Source organism: Desulfuromonas carbonis (assembly GCF_054658035.1).
In genome coordinates this window covers 1,905,702-1,919,834 of the sequence record NZ_BAAHXR010000003.1, presented here as the reverse complement: position 1 = coordinate 1,919,834, position 14,133 = coordinate 1,905,702, and the positions used below count along the sequence as shown (strand labels likewise).

The 14,133-nt window shown below is 63.2% G+C and carries 12 protein-coding genes; 7 read left to right on the top strand and 5 right to left on the bottom strand.

Annotated elements, in window-relative coordinates; genetic code table 11:
* Positions 1-18 precede the first annotated feature (18 nt).
* Complete coding sequence (gene queF, locus ACYQ8E_RS15585) at positions 19-858, bottom strand: NADPH-dependent 7-cyano-7-deazaguanine reductase QueF (protein ID WP_066724703.1); 840 nt, start codon at positions 856-858, stop codon at positions 19-21.
* A 240-nt stretch (positions 859-1,098) separates the two neighbouring features.
* Between queF and ACYQ8E_RS15580 the strand changes: the two genes are divergently transcribed.
* Positions 1,099-2,079, top strand: a complete 981-nt coding sequence (locus tag ACYQ8E_RS15580; protein ID WP_066724700.1) for a serine/threonine protein kinase — start codon at positions 1,099-1,101, stop codon at positions 2,077-2,079.
* 78 nt (positions 2,080-2,157) lie between these two features.
* Here ACYQ8E_RS15580 and ACYQ8E_RS15575 read toward each other — a convergent pair whose 3' ends face one another.
* From ACYQ8E_RS15575 to ACYQ8E_RS15560, 4 genes are all read right to left on the bottom strand, one after another.
* Positions 2,158-3,228 (bottom strand): type IV pilus twitching motility protein PilT, encoded by a 1,071-nt coding sequence (locus ACYQ8E_RS15575; protein ID WP_066724697.1) that lies wholly within the window; start codon positions 3,226-3,228, stop codon positions 2,158-2,160.
* 42 nt (positions 3,229-3,270) lie between these two features.
* Positions 3,271-5,031: a DUF4388 domain-containing protein gene (locus ACYQ8E_RS15570; protein WP_066724694.1), complete on the bottom strand. Its 1,761-nt coding sequence runs from the start codon at positions 5,029-5,031 to the stop codon at positions 3,271-3,273.
* Between the two features lie 190 nt (positions 5,032-5,221).
* Positions 5,222-5,635, bottom strand: coding sequence for a tautomerase family protein (locus ACYQ8E_RS15565; RefSeq protein ID WP_066724691.1), 414 nt, complete (start codon positions 5,633-5,635; stop codon positions 5,222-5,224).
* A gap of 176 nt (positions 5,636-5,811) precedes the next feature.
* Positions 5,812-6,909 (bottom strand): phosphotransacetylase family protein, encoded by a 1,098-nt coding sequence (locus ACYQ8E_RS15560; RefSeq protein ID WP_066724688.1) that lies wholly within the window; start codon positions 6,907-6,909, stop codon positions 5,812-5,814.
* 484 nt (positions 6,910-7,393) lie between these two features.
* On the opposite strand from ACYQ8E_RS15560, the gene proV reads away from it, so the two are divergent.
* The 6 genes from proV to ablB all read left to right on the top strand — a co-directional run bounded on the left by proV (position 7,394) and on the right by ablB (position 13,997).
* Positions 7,394-8,647: a glycine betaine/L-proline ABC transporter ATP-binding protein ProV gene (gene proV / locus ACYQ8E_RS15555; RefSeq protein WP_459861376.1), complete on the top strand. Its 1,254-nt coding sequence runs from the start codon at positions 7,394-7,396 to the stop codon at positions 8,645-8,647.
* Positions 8,644-9,495: an ABC transporter permease gene (locus tag ACYQ8E_RS15550; protein ID WP_066724683.1), complete on the top strand. Its 852-nt coding sequence runs from the start codon at positions 8,644-8,646 to the stop codon at positions 9,493-9,495. Before proV ends, ACYQ8E_RS15550 begins: the two co-directional genes overlap by 4 nt.
* Before the next feature lie 46 nt (positions 9,496-9,541).
* Entirely contained in the window at positions 9,542-10,570 is a 1,029-nt protein-coding gene (proX, locus tag ACYQ8E_RS15545; RefSeq protein ID WP_066724680.1) for a glycine betaine/L-proline ABC transporter substrate-binding protein ProX, read from the top strand.
* A 35-nt stretch (positions 10,571-10,605) separates the two neighbouring features.
* Entirely contained in the window at positions 10,606-11,772 is a 1,167-nt protein-coding gene (locus ACYQ8E_RS15540; protein ID WP_066724668.1) for a hypothetical protein, read from the top strand.
* Positions 11,773-11,848: 76 nt separating this feature from the next.
* A complete protein-coding gene (gene kamA / locus ACYQ8E_RS15535) occupies positions 11,849-13,165 on the top strand; it encodes a lysine 2,3-aminomutase (RefSeq protein WP_066724664.1) in 1,317 nt (438 codons plus the stop codon).
* Positions 13,155-13,997 (top strand): putative beta-lysine N-acetyltransferase, encoded by an 843-nt coding sequence (ablB, locus tag ACYQ8E_RS15530; RefSeq protein WP_066724661.1) that lies wholly within the window; start codon positions 13,155-13,157, stop codon positions 13,995-13,997. The genes kamA and ablB overlap by 11 nt, the downstream gene beginning before the upstream one ends.
* Positions 13,998-14,133 lie beyond the last annotated feature (136 nt).

Below are 14,133 nucleotides of genomic sequence, written 5' to 3'. Positions count from 1 at the left end.
TTACGGGCGAGTAATCCGTTATTGGCGGGCCAGCCGCAGGTTCGGCACCTCAGCCTCAAAATTGCTGCGAAAGGGGTTGATATCGAGGCCACCGCGGCGGGTGTAGCGGGCGTAGACCGTCAGCTGCTCGGGGCAGCAGTAGCGTTGCAGATCGACGAAGATCCGCTCGACGCACTGTTCGTGAAACTCGTTGTGGCGGCGAAAGGAGACCAGGTAGCGCAGCAGCGCCGCCGGGTCGATGCGCCCCCCCCGGTAGCGGATCAGGACGCTCCCCCAGTCGGGCTGGCGGGTGACCAGGCAGTTGCTCTTGAGCAGGTGACTGTGCAGCTCCTCGTCCACCACCTGGCCGGGGTCGGCCGCCCCGGCGAGGAGCTGCGGGCTGAGTTCATAGGTTGCGATCTCGATTTCGAGATCGTCGATACAGCGCCCCGGCAGCAGCGCCAGCTCGCGGCCGGCGAAGCCGGGAGCGGCAAAGAGCGCCACCGCCACCGGCGCCCCGGCCGCCTGCTGCAGATCGGCGGCAAGCAGCTGGCGCACCTCCTCGAGGTTGGCGAAACGGGCCTGGTTGAGGGAATTGAGGTAAAGCTTGAGGGACTTGGACTCGATCAGCTGCGGGGAGGTGCAGGGGAAACGGAACTCCCCCATCGCCACCACCGGCTTCCCCCGGGGGTCGAGCCAGGAGAGTTCGTAGGCGGTCCAGAGGTCGCAGCCGCCGAAGGGAAGGTCGCCGGCCAGGCCAAGCTCCGCACGCTTGTTGTGGCGCGGCACCGGGCAGAGCAGCCGGGGGTCGTAGTCGGCAGCGTAGTCGGTCGGTTTGCCGAGGGGGAGCTGGGCGTGCAGTTCATCCATGGCGGTCATTTTCGGTCAGCAGTAAGCGCTTGTCAATAACCTGCCGCCGGCAGGGATGCTCTTTCAGCACGGGGATTGCAGCAACCACCCGATGCAAGGCTTGCCAGCAGGGTCGGCACGGGGGTATGGTGGGAATTCACCACCGACGGTCAACCTGCGGAAGGAAACAGCAACTCTTATTTCATCTTCCCGGCTGCGGCCAGCAAGGACGACGATGATGCCATTCTACCCTCTCACTTCCGGTCGGCCATGACCCGTGCCGGCCATCCCTATCAGAGTCTGACCCCCGACCTGGTCATGACCGCGGTGGAAAGCTGCGGCTACCGTTGCGACTGTCGCATTCTCGCCCTGAACAGTTATGAAAACCGGGTCTACCAGGTCGGCGTCGAAGACGCGCCTCCCCTGATCGCCAAGTTCTACCGGCCAGGACGCTGGTCTGACGCCCAGCTGCGGGAGGAACACCTGTTCACCCTGGAACTGGCCGAGCACGAACTGCCGGTGGTGGCGCCCCTGGTCAGGGACGGCGAAACCCTCTTCCAGTATGGCGGCTTCGCCTTCTCCCTCAGCCCGCGCCAGGGGGGGCACGCTCCCGAGTTCGACAACCTCGACAACCTGCTGATCATGGGCCGGCTACTGGGACGCCTGCACGCCGTCGGGGCGATCCGTCCCTTTACCCACCGGCCGCAGCTGGACAGCCTCAGCTTCGGCCGCGAGAGCGTCGCCCTGCTCCTGGAGGATTTTGTCCCCGCCGAATACCAGGCCAACTACCGGGCGCTGAGCGACGATCTGCTCCTCTCCATAGAAGAACTCTTCGCCGCCGTCAAGCCACGCTTTATCCGGACTCACGGCGACTGTCACGCCGGCAACGTCCTCTGGCGCGACGGTGCCCCGCATCTGGTCGATCTCGACGACGCGCGGATGGCGCCGGCGATCCAGGATATCTGGCTGATGCTCTCCGGCGACCGCCAGCGGCAGACGGCGCAGCTCGCCGAAATCATCGACGGCTACAGCGAATTCCACGACTTTCACCCCCGCGAGCTGCGCCTGATCGAGGCGTTGCGCGCGCTGCGCCTGCTCCACTACAGCGCCTGGTTGGCGCGGCGCTGGGACGACCCCGCCTTCCCCCACCACTTCCCCTGGTTCAACACCCCGCGTTACTGGGGGGAACAGATCCTCGCCCTGCGCGAGCAGCTGGCCGCCCTGGTCGAGCCGCCCCTGGAACTGCCCTAGATCAAAATTGTCTCTGACGAAGCAAGGGCGGCCAATTAGCCGCCCTTGCTCTTTCTGAAATCAGCCTTCCGTGCTGCCTTACCCCTCCATCATCAGTTTGCGCTCGAGATCGGTAGAACGGGAGATGCGCTTTGCCTCCTCAATGGCGACGATACCGCGCTTGCAGAGCTCGACCAGGTGCTGGTCCATGGTCTGCATGTTGTACTGGTCGCGCCCCTTCTCGACGTTCTTCTCAATCTCCTCCAGCCGCCCCTCGCGGATGCAGGCCTGGATGGTGGTGGTGGAACGCATTACTTCGACCACCGGCAGGATCGCCTCACCGCTCTTGTCCTTGACCAGGCGCAGTGACACCGTCGCCACCAGGCAGTCGGCGAGGCGCTGGCGGACGATCTCCTGCGACTCGGGGGGGAAACTGCCGAGGACGCGGTTGATGGCCGAGGTGGCGTTGGGGGAATGGAGGGTGGAGAAGACCAGGTGGCCGGTCTCGGCCGCCTTGAGGCAGGCGTCGATGGTCTCGGTGTCCCGCATCTCGCCGACCATGATGACGTCGGGGTCCATGCGCAGGGCGGTCTTGAGGGCGACGCTGAAGCTGTCGGTATCGAGGCCGACCTCGCGCTGGACGATGCAGCTCTTGTTGGAGGTGAAGAGGAATTCGATCGGGTCCTCGACGGTGATGATGTTGTGGGTGAAGTTCTCATTGAGGAAGCGCAGCATCGAGGCGAGGGTGGTCGACTTACCGTTACCGGTCGGTCCGGTGACCAGAATCAGGCCGTTGGGTGCGCAGGCGATCTTGCCGAGCACCGCCGGCAGGTTGAGTTCCTTGAAGGTGCCGACCCGGGGCGGGATGACGCGCATGACGATGCCGATAACCCCGCGCTGGCGGAAGAGGCTGACCCGGAAGCGGCCACCGTTGGCCAGGGCATAGGAGGCGTCCTGCTCGCGGAAGTCGGCGCCGAGCTCGCGGCGATTGTGGGCGAGAATGGTCGCGGCAATAAACTCGGTGTCCTCGGCGGTCAGGTTGGGCAACTTGGCGCGGATCAGCTGGCCGCGGCCGCGGAAGATCGGCGGGTTGTCGACCTCGAAATGGACATCGGAGACCCGTTTTTCGAATGCAATTTCCAGGATCTGGTTCAGTTTGGCGGCATCCATGGCAAGACCTCGTGAAAAGTAGACGACCCACCCCGCAGGGGTCTAGAGTGAACCTTTCTGTAATTTTTTCCGATACAGAGCGTTTTCCAGCACCAGCCCCCCCGTGACAGCGAGAATCTCGCAAAGGGGGAGCGGGATAGGGGTATTGGCACCATCGGCAAAATCGGCGTAGATCAGAAACCGCGCCTTGCCGAAGCTGAGGACCGGCAGGAGCAGAACCTGGGGTGTCGCCGGCGGCCCGAGAAGGCGTTGCAACTGGTCGGCGAGGCAGGGGTCCGCGGCCGGCCCGAAGAAGGGGCGTCCGCCGGCAGCGACCGTGGCGAGGAGCGAATCGTCCGTAATCGCAAAGCGACTCCCGGTCAGCGCCTCGTCCCCTCCGGCCAGGCCGATACCGCGATCGATCACCAGCTCGCCCTGGCCGACCACCAGGATCAGGGCGCGGGGGCAGAGACCGGAGACGAAGCGGAGCAGGCTGAGGGCGACCTCGCGTGGTTCACCCAGCTCTCGCAAACTGCAACAGGCTTGGGTCAGGGCCATCACCTTCCCTTCGCCACTCTCCCGCGACCAGTCCTGCAGGGCGACCACCAGGGTCCGGACGAAGCGATTGAAGGCCCTGCCAAATCCGGCGCCGTCCCCTTCCGGAACAGGGCGCGGCAGGGTCAGCCGGGCGCCAGTGGCATGGGCGGCATAGACCGCCGCGGCGTCCCCGGGGGCAACCAGCTGGACACAGGAGGCCTGGGGGGCCTCGTCCCGCAAACGGCGGCGCAGCGCATCCAGGGCCCCGGCGGCGAAGGGACCGTCCGCGGCCGGGCGATCGAAGACCAGCAGCGGCCGCATTCCCTTGCCGAGAGAACGGGCCAGCATCATGTCGAGGTCCTGGACTTCGTCGGTAGCGAAGACCAGCAGGCCATCCTGTTTACAAAGAAGCGTCAGGGCCTGGCCGAGGAGCGGGTCGGCACTGAAGAGAATCACCGTGGCGCCCCCGGCGCCCTTCTCCTGCCCGGAAGCGGCCAGCAGCGGCGCGAGCAGCCCGGCGATTTCTTCCCGCTCCGCCGGCGGCAAATCGGGAGCGTTCTCCGCCAGCCGCTGCTGCAGGTCGGCCAACGGGTCGGGTTCGGGATCGGCGAGTCCGATGAAGACATCGGGGATTTTCCGTTCCAGCTTGTCGATGTCGGCCAGGCCGAGAATGTCGGCGGAAATTTCCGGGCCGGCCGCCACCGGCGCGGCCGCGGCAAGTACCGGGAGGCTCGCCTCTTCTTCCTCGAATTCGGTTTCGAGTTCGCCGTCCCGTTTCTTTTCGTCGTAGAGCCGCAATGCCTCCATCAGCACATTCTGGCTGTTTAGGTTGATCTCCTTCTTCATCTTCTCGGGGATGTAGCGGTACTCGTCCGCGACATTGACCACGTCAACATCGAAGGTGAAGCTCCCTTCCTTCCAGATCAGGATCTCGAGGACGGTCTTCTCGATGAGGATTTCGAGTCCCTTGAAGGCATCTTCCTTCGCCACCAGGCCACGCTCGATCAGGGTCGTAACCAGCGGCTTGCGATCGGCGCCGGCCGCCTTCTGAAATGCGAGGGCCTGTTCGAGGTCGGCTTCCTTGATGGCGTTGATTTCGAGGAGGATGCGGCCGATGCGGACGTTGTTGCGGGAATTGTTGGCGCTGACGATGAAGCCGTCGCGAAAGACCAGCTGGTTGTCCCCCTTGCTGTTATGTACCGTGAGGGTCCCCGATTTGCGGGCCGCATGCAGCAGCTGAATGATGTCAACAATAGGAAGGTGTTCCAGGTCGCCGGTAAACGACATCGCCTTGGGCCCTCTCTGCGCGGGGGATCGGTCCGGTTGCAGGGGCGGCGCCAGCCATCACCTGCAAGCTGCTATCCTCGCAAAACCAGAGCCGTTTGGCAACCCTCCATCGCACGCCTGGCGTCCAATTTTTTCGGCGGCCGCTGCCCTTTTGCCACCAGGCTTCGGCCGGAATCTTCCCTTTGGGAGGTCAGCAGGTTTCCGGCAGATCGGCGAGCGGGTCCTCCCCGGTCGACCAGCCGGGAAGCACGCGGTCGTGGAGTTGGAAATGCTCGCCCGGGTGTTCGGTCAGGATGACGTAGACATTCTGCGGCGGCACCTGCCAGACCCGGCCCAGCTCGGCGATGAAGGCAAGGCAGAGTCGACGCTTTTGCTCCTGGCTGCGGCCGCCGCGGATGTCGGCGTTGACGAAGGCGATACCGGCCTCCGGGTCATCGGCATGGCCGAAGGAGAGATCGTTACGCCCGAGACAGCGCAGAGTGACGCCGATATGGTCGGTGCCGGTGTCCATGATCTCGGCAAAGTGGGCCTTGATCCGGGCGGCAAAAAGAACCTTGTCGGCCTCCTCGACGGGGAAGTTTATTTCGAACTGGAGATGGGGCATGGGTCACTCCTCCTCTCTGGTGTTGAATGCTGCCGGAAGTTCGCGTGTATATAGCATTCAGGTACGGTCCGATCAGGTTTGGATCAGGCAATCGCGAAAGGCTCGATCCGAATTTTAACTGAAGTGATCGGACTTGATCCGCGGGAAACGCCTGGGGTCTTCTTCCCACCTTGTCCTCAAGCGAACAACCTGTCAATCGCTTCAAAATCGAAGCGGAACTCGGCGAGCTTGCGCACCAGATCGAGCTTTTCCTTGTCCTCGGCGGTCAGCTTGGAAACATCCTCGACGATGGTCTGGTAAAGCTCGGCGGTGGTATTCTTCGCGGTGCGCAGGTAGGGGATATTGCTGCGATCGAGGATCTGCTGGGTGATCTTGTTGATCGGCAGAATCCCGGGGATAACCAGGCCGACGATACGGGAGCGGTACTCGGGAATCTGGTAGAGGTTGGCCATCGTCACCAGCAGTTCGTCGCGGCTGCTGGTGACGATCAGCAGCGAGTCGTTCTTCAGCAACTCGGCGACGCGCTGGGTGGAGGCGGCGCCGATCTGGACGTGGTGAAGGATCCGCTTCGCCTCGCGCCGGTTGCCGTGCAGCTCAAGGCCGAGCAGCCGGGCGACGCGCCCCAGGGTCGGGTTGGCGAGGATCGGCTGGTAGTTGAAGCCGCCGAGGAGCGCGAAGGGCTCCCGGGCAAAGGCCCGGCGCAGGTAATCGAGGGTGGGGTCGCGCTTCTCGGGGATCAGCTTGTTCGCCAGCACCGCACGCACCTCGACCCCTTCCTTCTCGAACAGCGCCCGGTTGAGGGTGACCGCATCGATGACGCTGCCGACGCCACCACCGGTGATGAGCAGGACCGGCGCCCCGACCAGGCCGGCGATAGTGGCATTGGAGAGGCCGACCACGGAGCCGACTCCTGGGTGCCCGGAACCCTCGATGACGAGGAAATCGCACTGCTTTTCGAGGGCGGCGCAGGCCGCGACGATCTGCCCACGGTAACCGGAGGGATCGAGCTGGCCGTCGATGACCTGGCGCGTGGTTTCCGGAAAGAGAACCACCGGTGACATGTGGCGCAGGACTTTCTTCAGACCAAAGACCTCGGCCATTAACGCCGCGTCCTTGTCCATCGGCCGCCCGTTCAGCAGGGCCGGCTTCGGTCCGAGCGGTTTGATGAAGCCAACGCGGGCGTATTTTGCCTGCGCCAGGTGCAGCAGCGCCAGGCAGACCGTGGTCTTGCCGCAGTTCTGGCCGGTCGCGGCGACAAAGATCTTGCGGGCCATCTTGCATGCTCTCCTGGGAAGGGTTGCGCTCTCGTCGTGGCGCTTCGACCCCCTAAGCTTACCAGAAGAATTGCAACCGTCAGCCCTGGTCCAGGGGAAGGGAGCGGCTTCGCGCGCGCAGGGGGCAGGACCGACGATTTGACCTTTCCTGATCATTACGGTATATTCAGCCATTGATGGTGGCGCCCCGCCAGGGCGTTCCGACCTCAACCCGCTATGAGGCTTTCTGCCCGTGTCGCCCGACCCGGGATCTTAACGCCTCAACCTCTCTGGGCAGCACCGAATGACGGGAGTCCCCCGTTATTCCGGTTGCGGGTTGCCCAGCCGCAAAAACCAGTTGATTCATCCCGGGCACGCCGTCGCGTGCAAAGCTCCCCATTAGCCAGTGGATATTTTCCACGCGGCGGCCTGTCCCTATTTTCGCAGCGCATTCCCCAGGTGCCACCGTTTCTGGCGCCCGGGAAGTCGCAGGACAGGAGTCTGCATGCCATCGCACGTCAATAAAATACGGGTCGAAGCGGTCAGCAAGATCTTTGGACCGCACCCGAAAAGGGCCCTGAAGATGCTCGCCGACGGAGCGGACAAGGAGACGATTCATAGCAAGACCGGCATGACCGTCGGCGTTCACGAGGCGAGCTTCGAGATTCGCGTCGGGGAGATTTTTGTCATCATGGGCCTCTCCGGCTCCGGCAAGTCGACCATGGTGCGCATGCTCAACCGGCTGATCGAACCAACCGCCGGCGCCATCTCCGTCGATGGCGACAACGTATCAACCATGAACGACCAGCAGCTGCGAGAGCTGCGGCGCAAGAAGATGGGGATGGTTTTCCAGTCTTTTGCCCTGATGCCGCACCTGTCGGTCCTCGACAACGCCGCCTTTGGCCTGGAGATGTCCGGCATGCCCAAGCCGGAGCGGCATGAACGGGCCCTGCAGGCCCTCGCCCAGGTCGGCCTCGACGGCTATGCCAACAGCTTCCCCCGGGAGCTCTCCGGCGGCATGCAGCAACGGGTCGGCCTGGCCCGGGGGCTCGCGGTCAACCCCGACGTCCTGCTGATGGACGAAGCCTTCTCCGCTCTCGACCCGCTGATCCGCACCGAGATGCAGGATGAACTCCTCAAGCTCCAGGCCCGCGCCCAGCGCACTATCGTCTTCATCTCTCACGACCTCGACGAAGCGATGCGCATCGGCGACCGCATCGCCATCATGGAGGGAGGCCGGGTGGTCCAGGTCGGCACACCGGAGGAGATCCTCCAGCACCCGGCCGATGACTACGTGCGCGCCTTTTTCCGCGGCGTCGACCCGACCAATATCCTCACCGCCGGCGACATCGCCCGCGATACCCAGGTCACCGTCATCCGCCACCAGGGCGAGGGACCGCGGGCCGCCCTGCAGCGGCTGATCAGCCAGGACCGCGCCTACGGCTATGTCCTCGATTCCGAGCGCCAGCTCAAGGGGGTGGTCTCGACCGACAGCCTCAAGGATCTGATCGATGGTGGGGGGGGGAAGGATTTGAGCCCGGCCTTTCTGGAACAGGCGAAGGCCGTGACCGCCAGCGACTCGATGCAGGATATTCTCCCGGAAATCACCGCCCACCCCTGGCCGATCCCGGTGGTAAACGAAGACGGTCGTTATCTCGGTGTCATCTCCAAGAACCTCTTTCTGCGCACCCTGCACCGGGGTCAGCAGGAGACCGCCGAGGCCGAAGCGGAGGCGCAATCTGAAAAGGTGATCGCATGAGACTGCTCAATTTCGATGAAAAACTGATCCCCCTCGACGACTGGATCCAGTCCGGTGTCGACTGGCTGGTCTATAACTACCGCGATCTCTTCCAGTTCATCAAGGTCCCGATCGAAAAGACCCTGGAAGGGCTACAATGGCTGTTTGACATTATGCCGCCGAGCCTGCTCATCCTGCTGCTTGCCCTCGCCGCCTGGCGTTACGCAGGGAAACGGATCGCCGTCTTCACAGTTCTCACTCTGCTCCTTATCGGCTATCTCGGCCTCTGGGAAGAGACCATGATCACCCTGTCGATGGTTATCTGCGCGGTCCTTTTCTGTGCCCTGGCCGGCATCCCCCTCGGGATCCTGGCCGGGCGCAGCGACCGCTTCCAGGTGCTGCTGCGCCCCTTCCTCGACGCCATGCAGACCACCCCGGCCTTCGTCTACCTCGTCCCGGTGGTCATGCTCTTCAGCATCGGCACCGTTTCCGGGGTCCTGGCGACTATCGTTTTCGCCCTGCCGCCGATCGTTCGCCTCACCAGCCTTGGCATTCGCCAGGTCCACCCGGAGCTGGTCGAGGCGGCCCTCGCCTTTGGCGCCACCCCCTGGCAGGTGCTGCGCAAGGTCCAGTTCCCCCTCGCCCTGCCGTCGATCATGGCCGGCCTCAACCAGACCATCATGATGGCCCTGTCAATGGTAGTCATCGCGGCGATGATCGGCGCCGGCGGTCTCGGCGGCCCGGTGGTCCAGGGGCTCAACACCCTGGAGATCGGCCTGGCGACGATTGGCGGTCTGGCCATCGTGCTGCTGGCGATGATCCTCGACCGCATCACCCAGGGGATGGGGCAACCACGCAGGTCCAACTAAAATCAATGCAACTGTATGTTTCGCACCCAATAAAAAGGAGCTGAAGATGAGAAAAAGCTTGAAACTGTTCACCATCGCGCTCGCCCTGATGCTGGCCGGACCGGCCCTGGCAGCGAGCGAGCAGCCCGGCAAGGGCGTTACGGTCCAGCCCGCCCGCGCCACCTGGAACACCGGCTACTTCCAGGAAGTGCTGGTACGCAAGGGGCTGGAAGAGCTCGGCTACAAGGTAAAAAACCCGAAGGAGTTGACCAACCCGATTTTTTACCAGTCGCTGGCCCTCGGCGACCTCGACTACTGGACCAACGGCTGGTTCCCCATGCATGATGGCCAGCTGCCGAAACACTTTTACGAACGGGCGGAAAAGGTCGGATACGTCTCCAAGGCCGGTGGCCTGCAGGGCTATCTGGTTTCGAAGCGGGATGTGGAGAAATACAACATCCGCTCCCTCGATGACTTCCGTCGTCCCGAAGTCAAGCAGGCCTTCGACGCCAACGGTGACGGCAAGGCGGACCTGACCGCGTGCCCCCCCGGCTGGGGCTGCGAGAAGGTCATCGCCCACCACATGAAGGTGTACGGCCTCGACGATGATATCAACCTGATCAAGGCGTCCTACTCTGCCAGCATGGCCGAGACCCTGGCCAGATACCAGGCCGGAAAACCGGCGTTCTTCTACACCTGGGCACCGAACTGGACGATCTTCAAGCTCAAGCCGGGCCAGGATGTCATGTGGATCAACGTACCGGAGATCAACCCCACCGAATCGCAGCTGACCGGCAAGGAGCGCATGACTGTCAGCGGCGTCCAGGGCGCGGTGAGCGATCCGGCCAAGCTCGGCTTCGTCGTCAGCGACATCCGGATTGTCGCCAACAAGAAATTCCTCGCCAAGAACCCGGCGGCAAAGAAGTTTTTCGAGCTTTTCACCCTCCCCCTGGCCGATATCAACGAGCAGAATGCCCGCATGGAGAATGGCGAAAAGTCGCAGCATGACATTGAACGCCAGGCCGATGAGTGGATCGCCAAGCATCGCCCGCAGTGGGATGGCTGGCTGGCGGAAGCCCGCAAGGCCGCACTATGATCCCCCATTCACTTGATTGCCAAAAGGAGACTCTCTTGCATTTGAAAAGACTGTTGCATCTTGCCCTGACCATGATTTTCCTGCTGGCGGTCGCTTCACCCGTCCTCGCCGCCGATTCGGCCCTGGACGCCCTCGACAGCCGCCTGCAAAAGCTCGAAGACGCTACCGGCATCAGGCTGGGGGGCGCCCTGCGGGTGAACTACGGACTCCAGGACTGGAGCGCGGCATCCAAAGACAAGGGGGGCGATTTTGCCTTCGACCTGTTCCGGCTCAATCTCGATGGCGAAGTCGCCGACATCCTGCTATCGGCGGAGTATCGCTTCTACCCCGAATATGACTTCGACACCATCCATCACGGCTGGATCGGCTACAACTTTTCCGACGACCTCCAGGGACAGATCGGCATCCAGCAGGTCCCCTTCGGTATCCAGCCCTACGCGTCCCACAACTTCTGGTTCAGCGGCGCTTACTACCTCGGCTTGGAAGATGACTACGACATGGGGGTGAAGTTTCTCTACACCCCCGGTCCCCTCGATATCGCCGTCGCCTTCTACAAGAATGCCGAGCTCGGCAACTCCAGCGACAAGGAGCGCTACTCCATCGACCTGATTACCGAAGGGGTCAACGCCAACGAGGAGACCAACCAGGGGAACCTGCGGCTCGCCTACACTCTGCAGCACAGCGAAACCTGCGCCACCGAATTCGGCTGGTCGGGTGAATACGGCCAGGTCTACAACACCGCCACCGGCGACATGGGCGACCACTGGGCGAGCGCCGTGCACCTGGTGGGAAATTACGGCAACCTCAACGTCCAGCTCGAATATGCAGCCTACGAGTACGCCCTGGAGAACCCGACCGGGGTCGACAACCGCCTGATTCACGTCGGCGCCTTCGCCGCGGCCTGGGACGCGCCGGCAAAAGCGTCGATCGGCATCTTCAACGCCGCCTACACCTTCCCCCTCGACTGGGGTCCCCTCGACAGCATCCAGGTCTACTCCGACAACACCGTCATCGAGCCCGACGAGGGCTCCTTCGGCACCGCCTGGCAGAACGTCGTCGGCGCCATGGTCGCCGCCGGGCCGCTCTATACCTATTTCGACGTTATCTCCGGGGAGAACATGATCTTCATGAACGGCAATCCGACCACCCCGGACAACGAGCGCAACACCCGGATCAATATTAACTTCGGCTATTATTTCTAACGGCCTCGCGGCCGGTTGGCTGGTCATTACTACCGCAGCACGAATCCAGCCAAATTACCCAAAAGGGAGTTTAACCTTGCCCATTTACAGCAGCAAACAACAGGATATCGCCCATCGCATCAGTGACATCGACGCGTCCCTCTCCAACTGGAAGGACTGGCGCTGGCAACTCAAGCATTCAGTCCAGGATATCGATACCGTCGAGGAACTGCTCGGCACCCGTTTCAGCAGCGCGGAGAAGCAGAAACTGGAGCTGACCCTGAAGCGTTTCCCCCTCTCCATCACCCCCTACTACCTTTCCCTGGTCGATGCTGATGACTTCCGCAACGATCCGGTCTTCATGCAGGCCTTCCCGTCACCGCGGGAGTTGGAGATCGAAAGCTACGACATGAGCGACCCGCTTGCCGAGGACAAGGACAGCCCGGCGCCGGGGATCACCCATCGCTATCCCGACCGGGTACTGCTGCAGATCAGCAATGTCTGCTCCATGTACTGCCGCCACTGCACCCGCAAGCGCAAGGTCGGCGATGTCGACTCGATCCCGAAAAAAGCCGAACTGTTGGCGGGAATCGACTACATCCGCAACACCCCGGTGATCCGCGACGTCCTCCTCTCCGGCGGCGACCCGCTGATGCTCTCGGACAGCTACCTCGACTGGATCCTCGGCGAGCTGAAGACGATCCCCCACGTGCAGGTGATCCGTATCGGTACGCGGATGCCGGTGGTCCTCCCCTACCGCATCACCGATAGCCTGGTGGCGGTGCTGAAAAAACATCAGCCCCTCTGGCTCAACACCCATTTCAACCACCCCCGCGAGATCACCAGTTCCTCCCGCGAGGCGCTGCGGATGCTGGCCGACGCCGGCATCCCCCTCGGCAACCAGTCGGTGCTCCTCGCCGGCATCAACGACTGCCCGCGCATCATGAAATCGCTGGTCCACAAGCTGGTGGAGAACCGGGTCCGCCCCTACTACCTCTACCAATGCGACCTCTCCGAAGGGCTCTCCCATTTCCGCACCCCGGTCGGCAAGGGAATCGAGATCATGGAGAGCCTGCGCGGCCACACCAGCGGCTTTGCCGTGCCGACCTATGTCGTCGACGCCCCGGGCGGCGGCGGCAAGATCCCCCTCTCTCCCAACTACCTGATCTCCATTTCGACCAACAAGGTGGTGCTGCGCAACTACGAAGGGGTGATCACCACCTACCAGGAGCCGAACAGCTACGAGCCGATCTTCTGCGACCGCAAGTGCGACGACTGCCGGCTCCACCTGAAACTGGGCGATGCCGAGGAGTGCCGCTCGACCGGGATCGAGATGCTCCTCTCCGACTTCGACCGCACCATCTCCCTCACCCCCGAGAACAACAGCCGCATGGAGCGCCGTCATGACCACTGATCGGATCGAGTCCTTTGGCAATTCCACCATCCAGCACGGCAAGCATAGCGACCGGGTTTACCTGATGAGCCTGGCGCGCAACGATCTGCCGGAGCTCCTCCCCTACCTCGAAGAGTTGGCCGATGAACGGGGCTACTCCAAGATTTTCGCCAAGGTCCCCGACGACCGGGAAGAACTTTTCCGCCGGCGCGGCTACCAGCCCGAAGCGACGGTGCCGGACTTTTACCGGGGGGAGGTCGATGTCCACTTCATGGGGAAATTCCTCTCGCCGGAACGGCGCCGGGAGACCCGGCCTCAGCGGGTGACCGAAGTGCTGGAGCTCTCCCGCGAGAAGAGCGCGGCGCCGGAGGAGCTGAGTCTCCCCCCTGGCTACGGGTACCGGGCCCTGGGCCCGGAGGACTGCGAGGCGATGGCCGCCGTCTACCGGGTGGTCTTCGCCACCTACCCCTTCCCGATTCACGACCCGGCCTACCTGCGCACCACCATGGCGAGCCACATCCGCTACCACGGTATCTTCGCGGCGGGGGAGCTGGTTGCCATCGCCTCGGCGGAACTCGACCTCGCCGGACGCAACGCCGAGATGACCGATTTCGCCACCCTCCCCGAACAGCGGGGGCGCGGTCTGGCCAACTACCTCCTCGCGCGGCTGGAACGAGCCGCGGCTCAGGAAGGGATCGTCACCGCCTTCACCATCGCCCGGGCCTATTCCTTCGGCATGAACATCACCTTTGCCAAGAGCGGCTACCGCTTCGGTGGCACCCTAACGCGCAACACCCAGATCTCCGGTGAGCTGGAGAGCATGAACGTCTGGTATAAATCGCTGGTGGAGTAACCCGATGCCGGACCACCCATCCATCCATCCACTCGGTCCTGCAGGGAGTAGCAGACGGGCTCCCCTACCTGGCGCCGGCTCTGAAAGAATCAGGGCCGGCGCCCTGATTCCCGGCTGAAAAAGCCCACCGGTTGGC

Bases quoted from the DNA above. Each gene is read 5' to 3' on its own strand.
- ACYQ8E_RS15580 (WP_066724700.1), top strand. From the start codon at position 1,099: ATGACCCGTGCCGGCCATCCCTATCAGAGTCTGACCCCCGACCTGGTC.
- queF (WP_066724703.1), bottom strand. From the start codon at position 858: ATGACCGCCATGGATGAACTGCACGCCCAGCTCCCCCTCGGCAAACCG.
- ACYQ8E_RS15575 (WP_066724697.1), bottom strand. From the start codon at position 3,228: ATGGATGCCGCCAAACTGAACCAGATCCTGGAAATTGCATTCGAAAAA.
- ablB (WP_066724661.1), top strand. From the start codon at position 13,155: ATGACCACTGATCGGATCGAGTCCTTTGGCAATTCCACCATCCAGCAC.
- proX (WP_066724680.1), top strand. From the start codon at position 9,542: ATGAGAAAAAGCTTGAAACTGTTCACCATCGCGCTCGCCCTGATGCTG.
- proV (WP_459861376.1), top strand. From the start codon at position 7,394: ATGCCATCGCACGTCAATAAAATACGGGTCGAAGCGGTCAGCAAGATC.
- ACYQ8E_RS15550 (WP_066724683.1), top strand. From the start codon at position 8,644: ATGAGACTGCTCAATTTCGATGAAAAACTGATCCCCCTCGACGACTGG.
- ACYQ8E_RS15570 (WP_066724694.1), bottom strand. From the start codon at position 5,031: ATGTCGTTTACCGGCGACCTGGAACACCTTCCTATTGTTGACATCATT.
- ACYQ8E_RS15565 (WP_066724691.1), bottom strand. From the start codon at position 5,635: ATGCCCCATCTCCAGTTCGAAATAAACTTCCCCGTCGAGGAGGCCGAC.
- ACYQ8E_RS15560 (WP_066724688.1), bottom strand. From the start codon at position 6,909: ATGGCCCGCAAGATCTTTGTCGCCGCGACCGGCCAGAACTGCGGCAAG.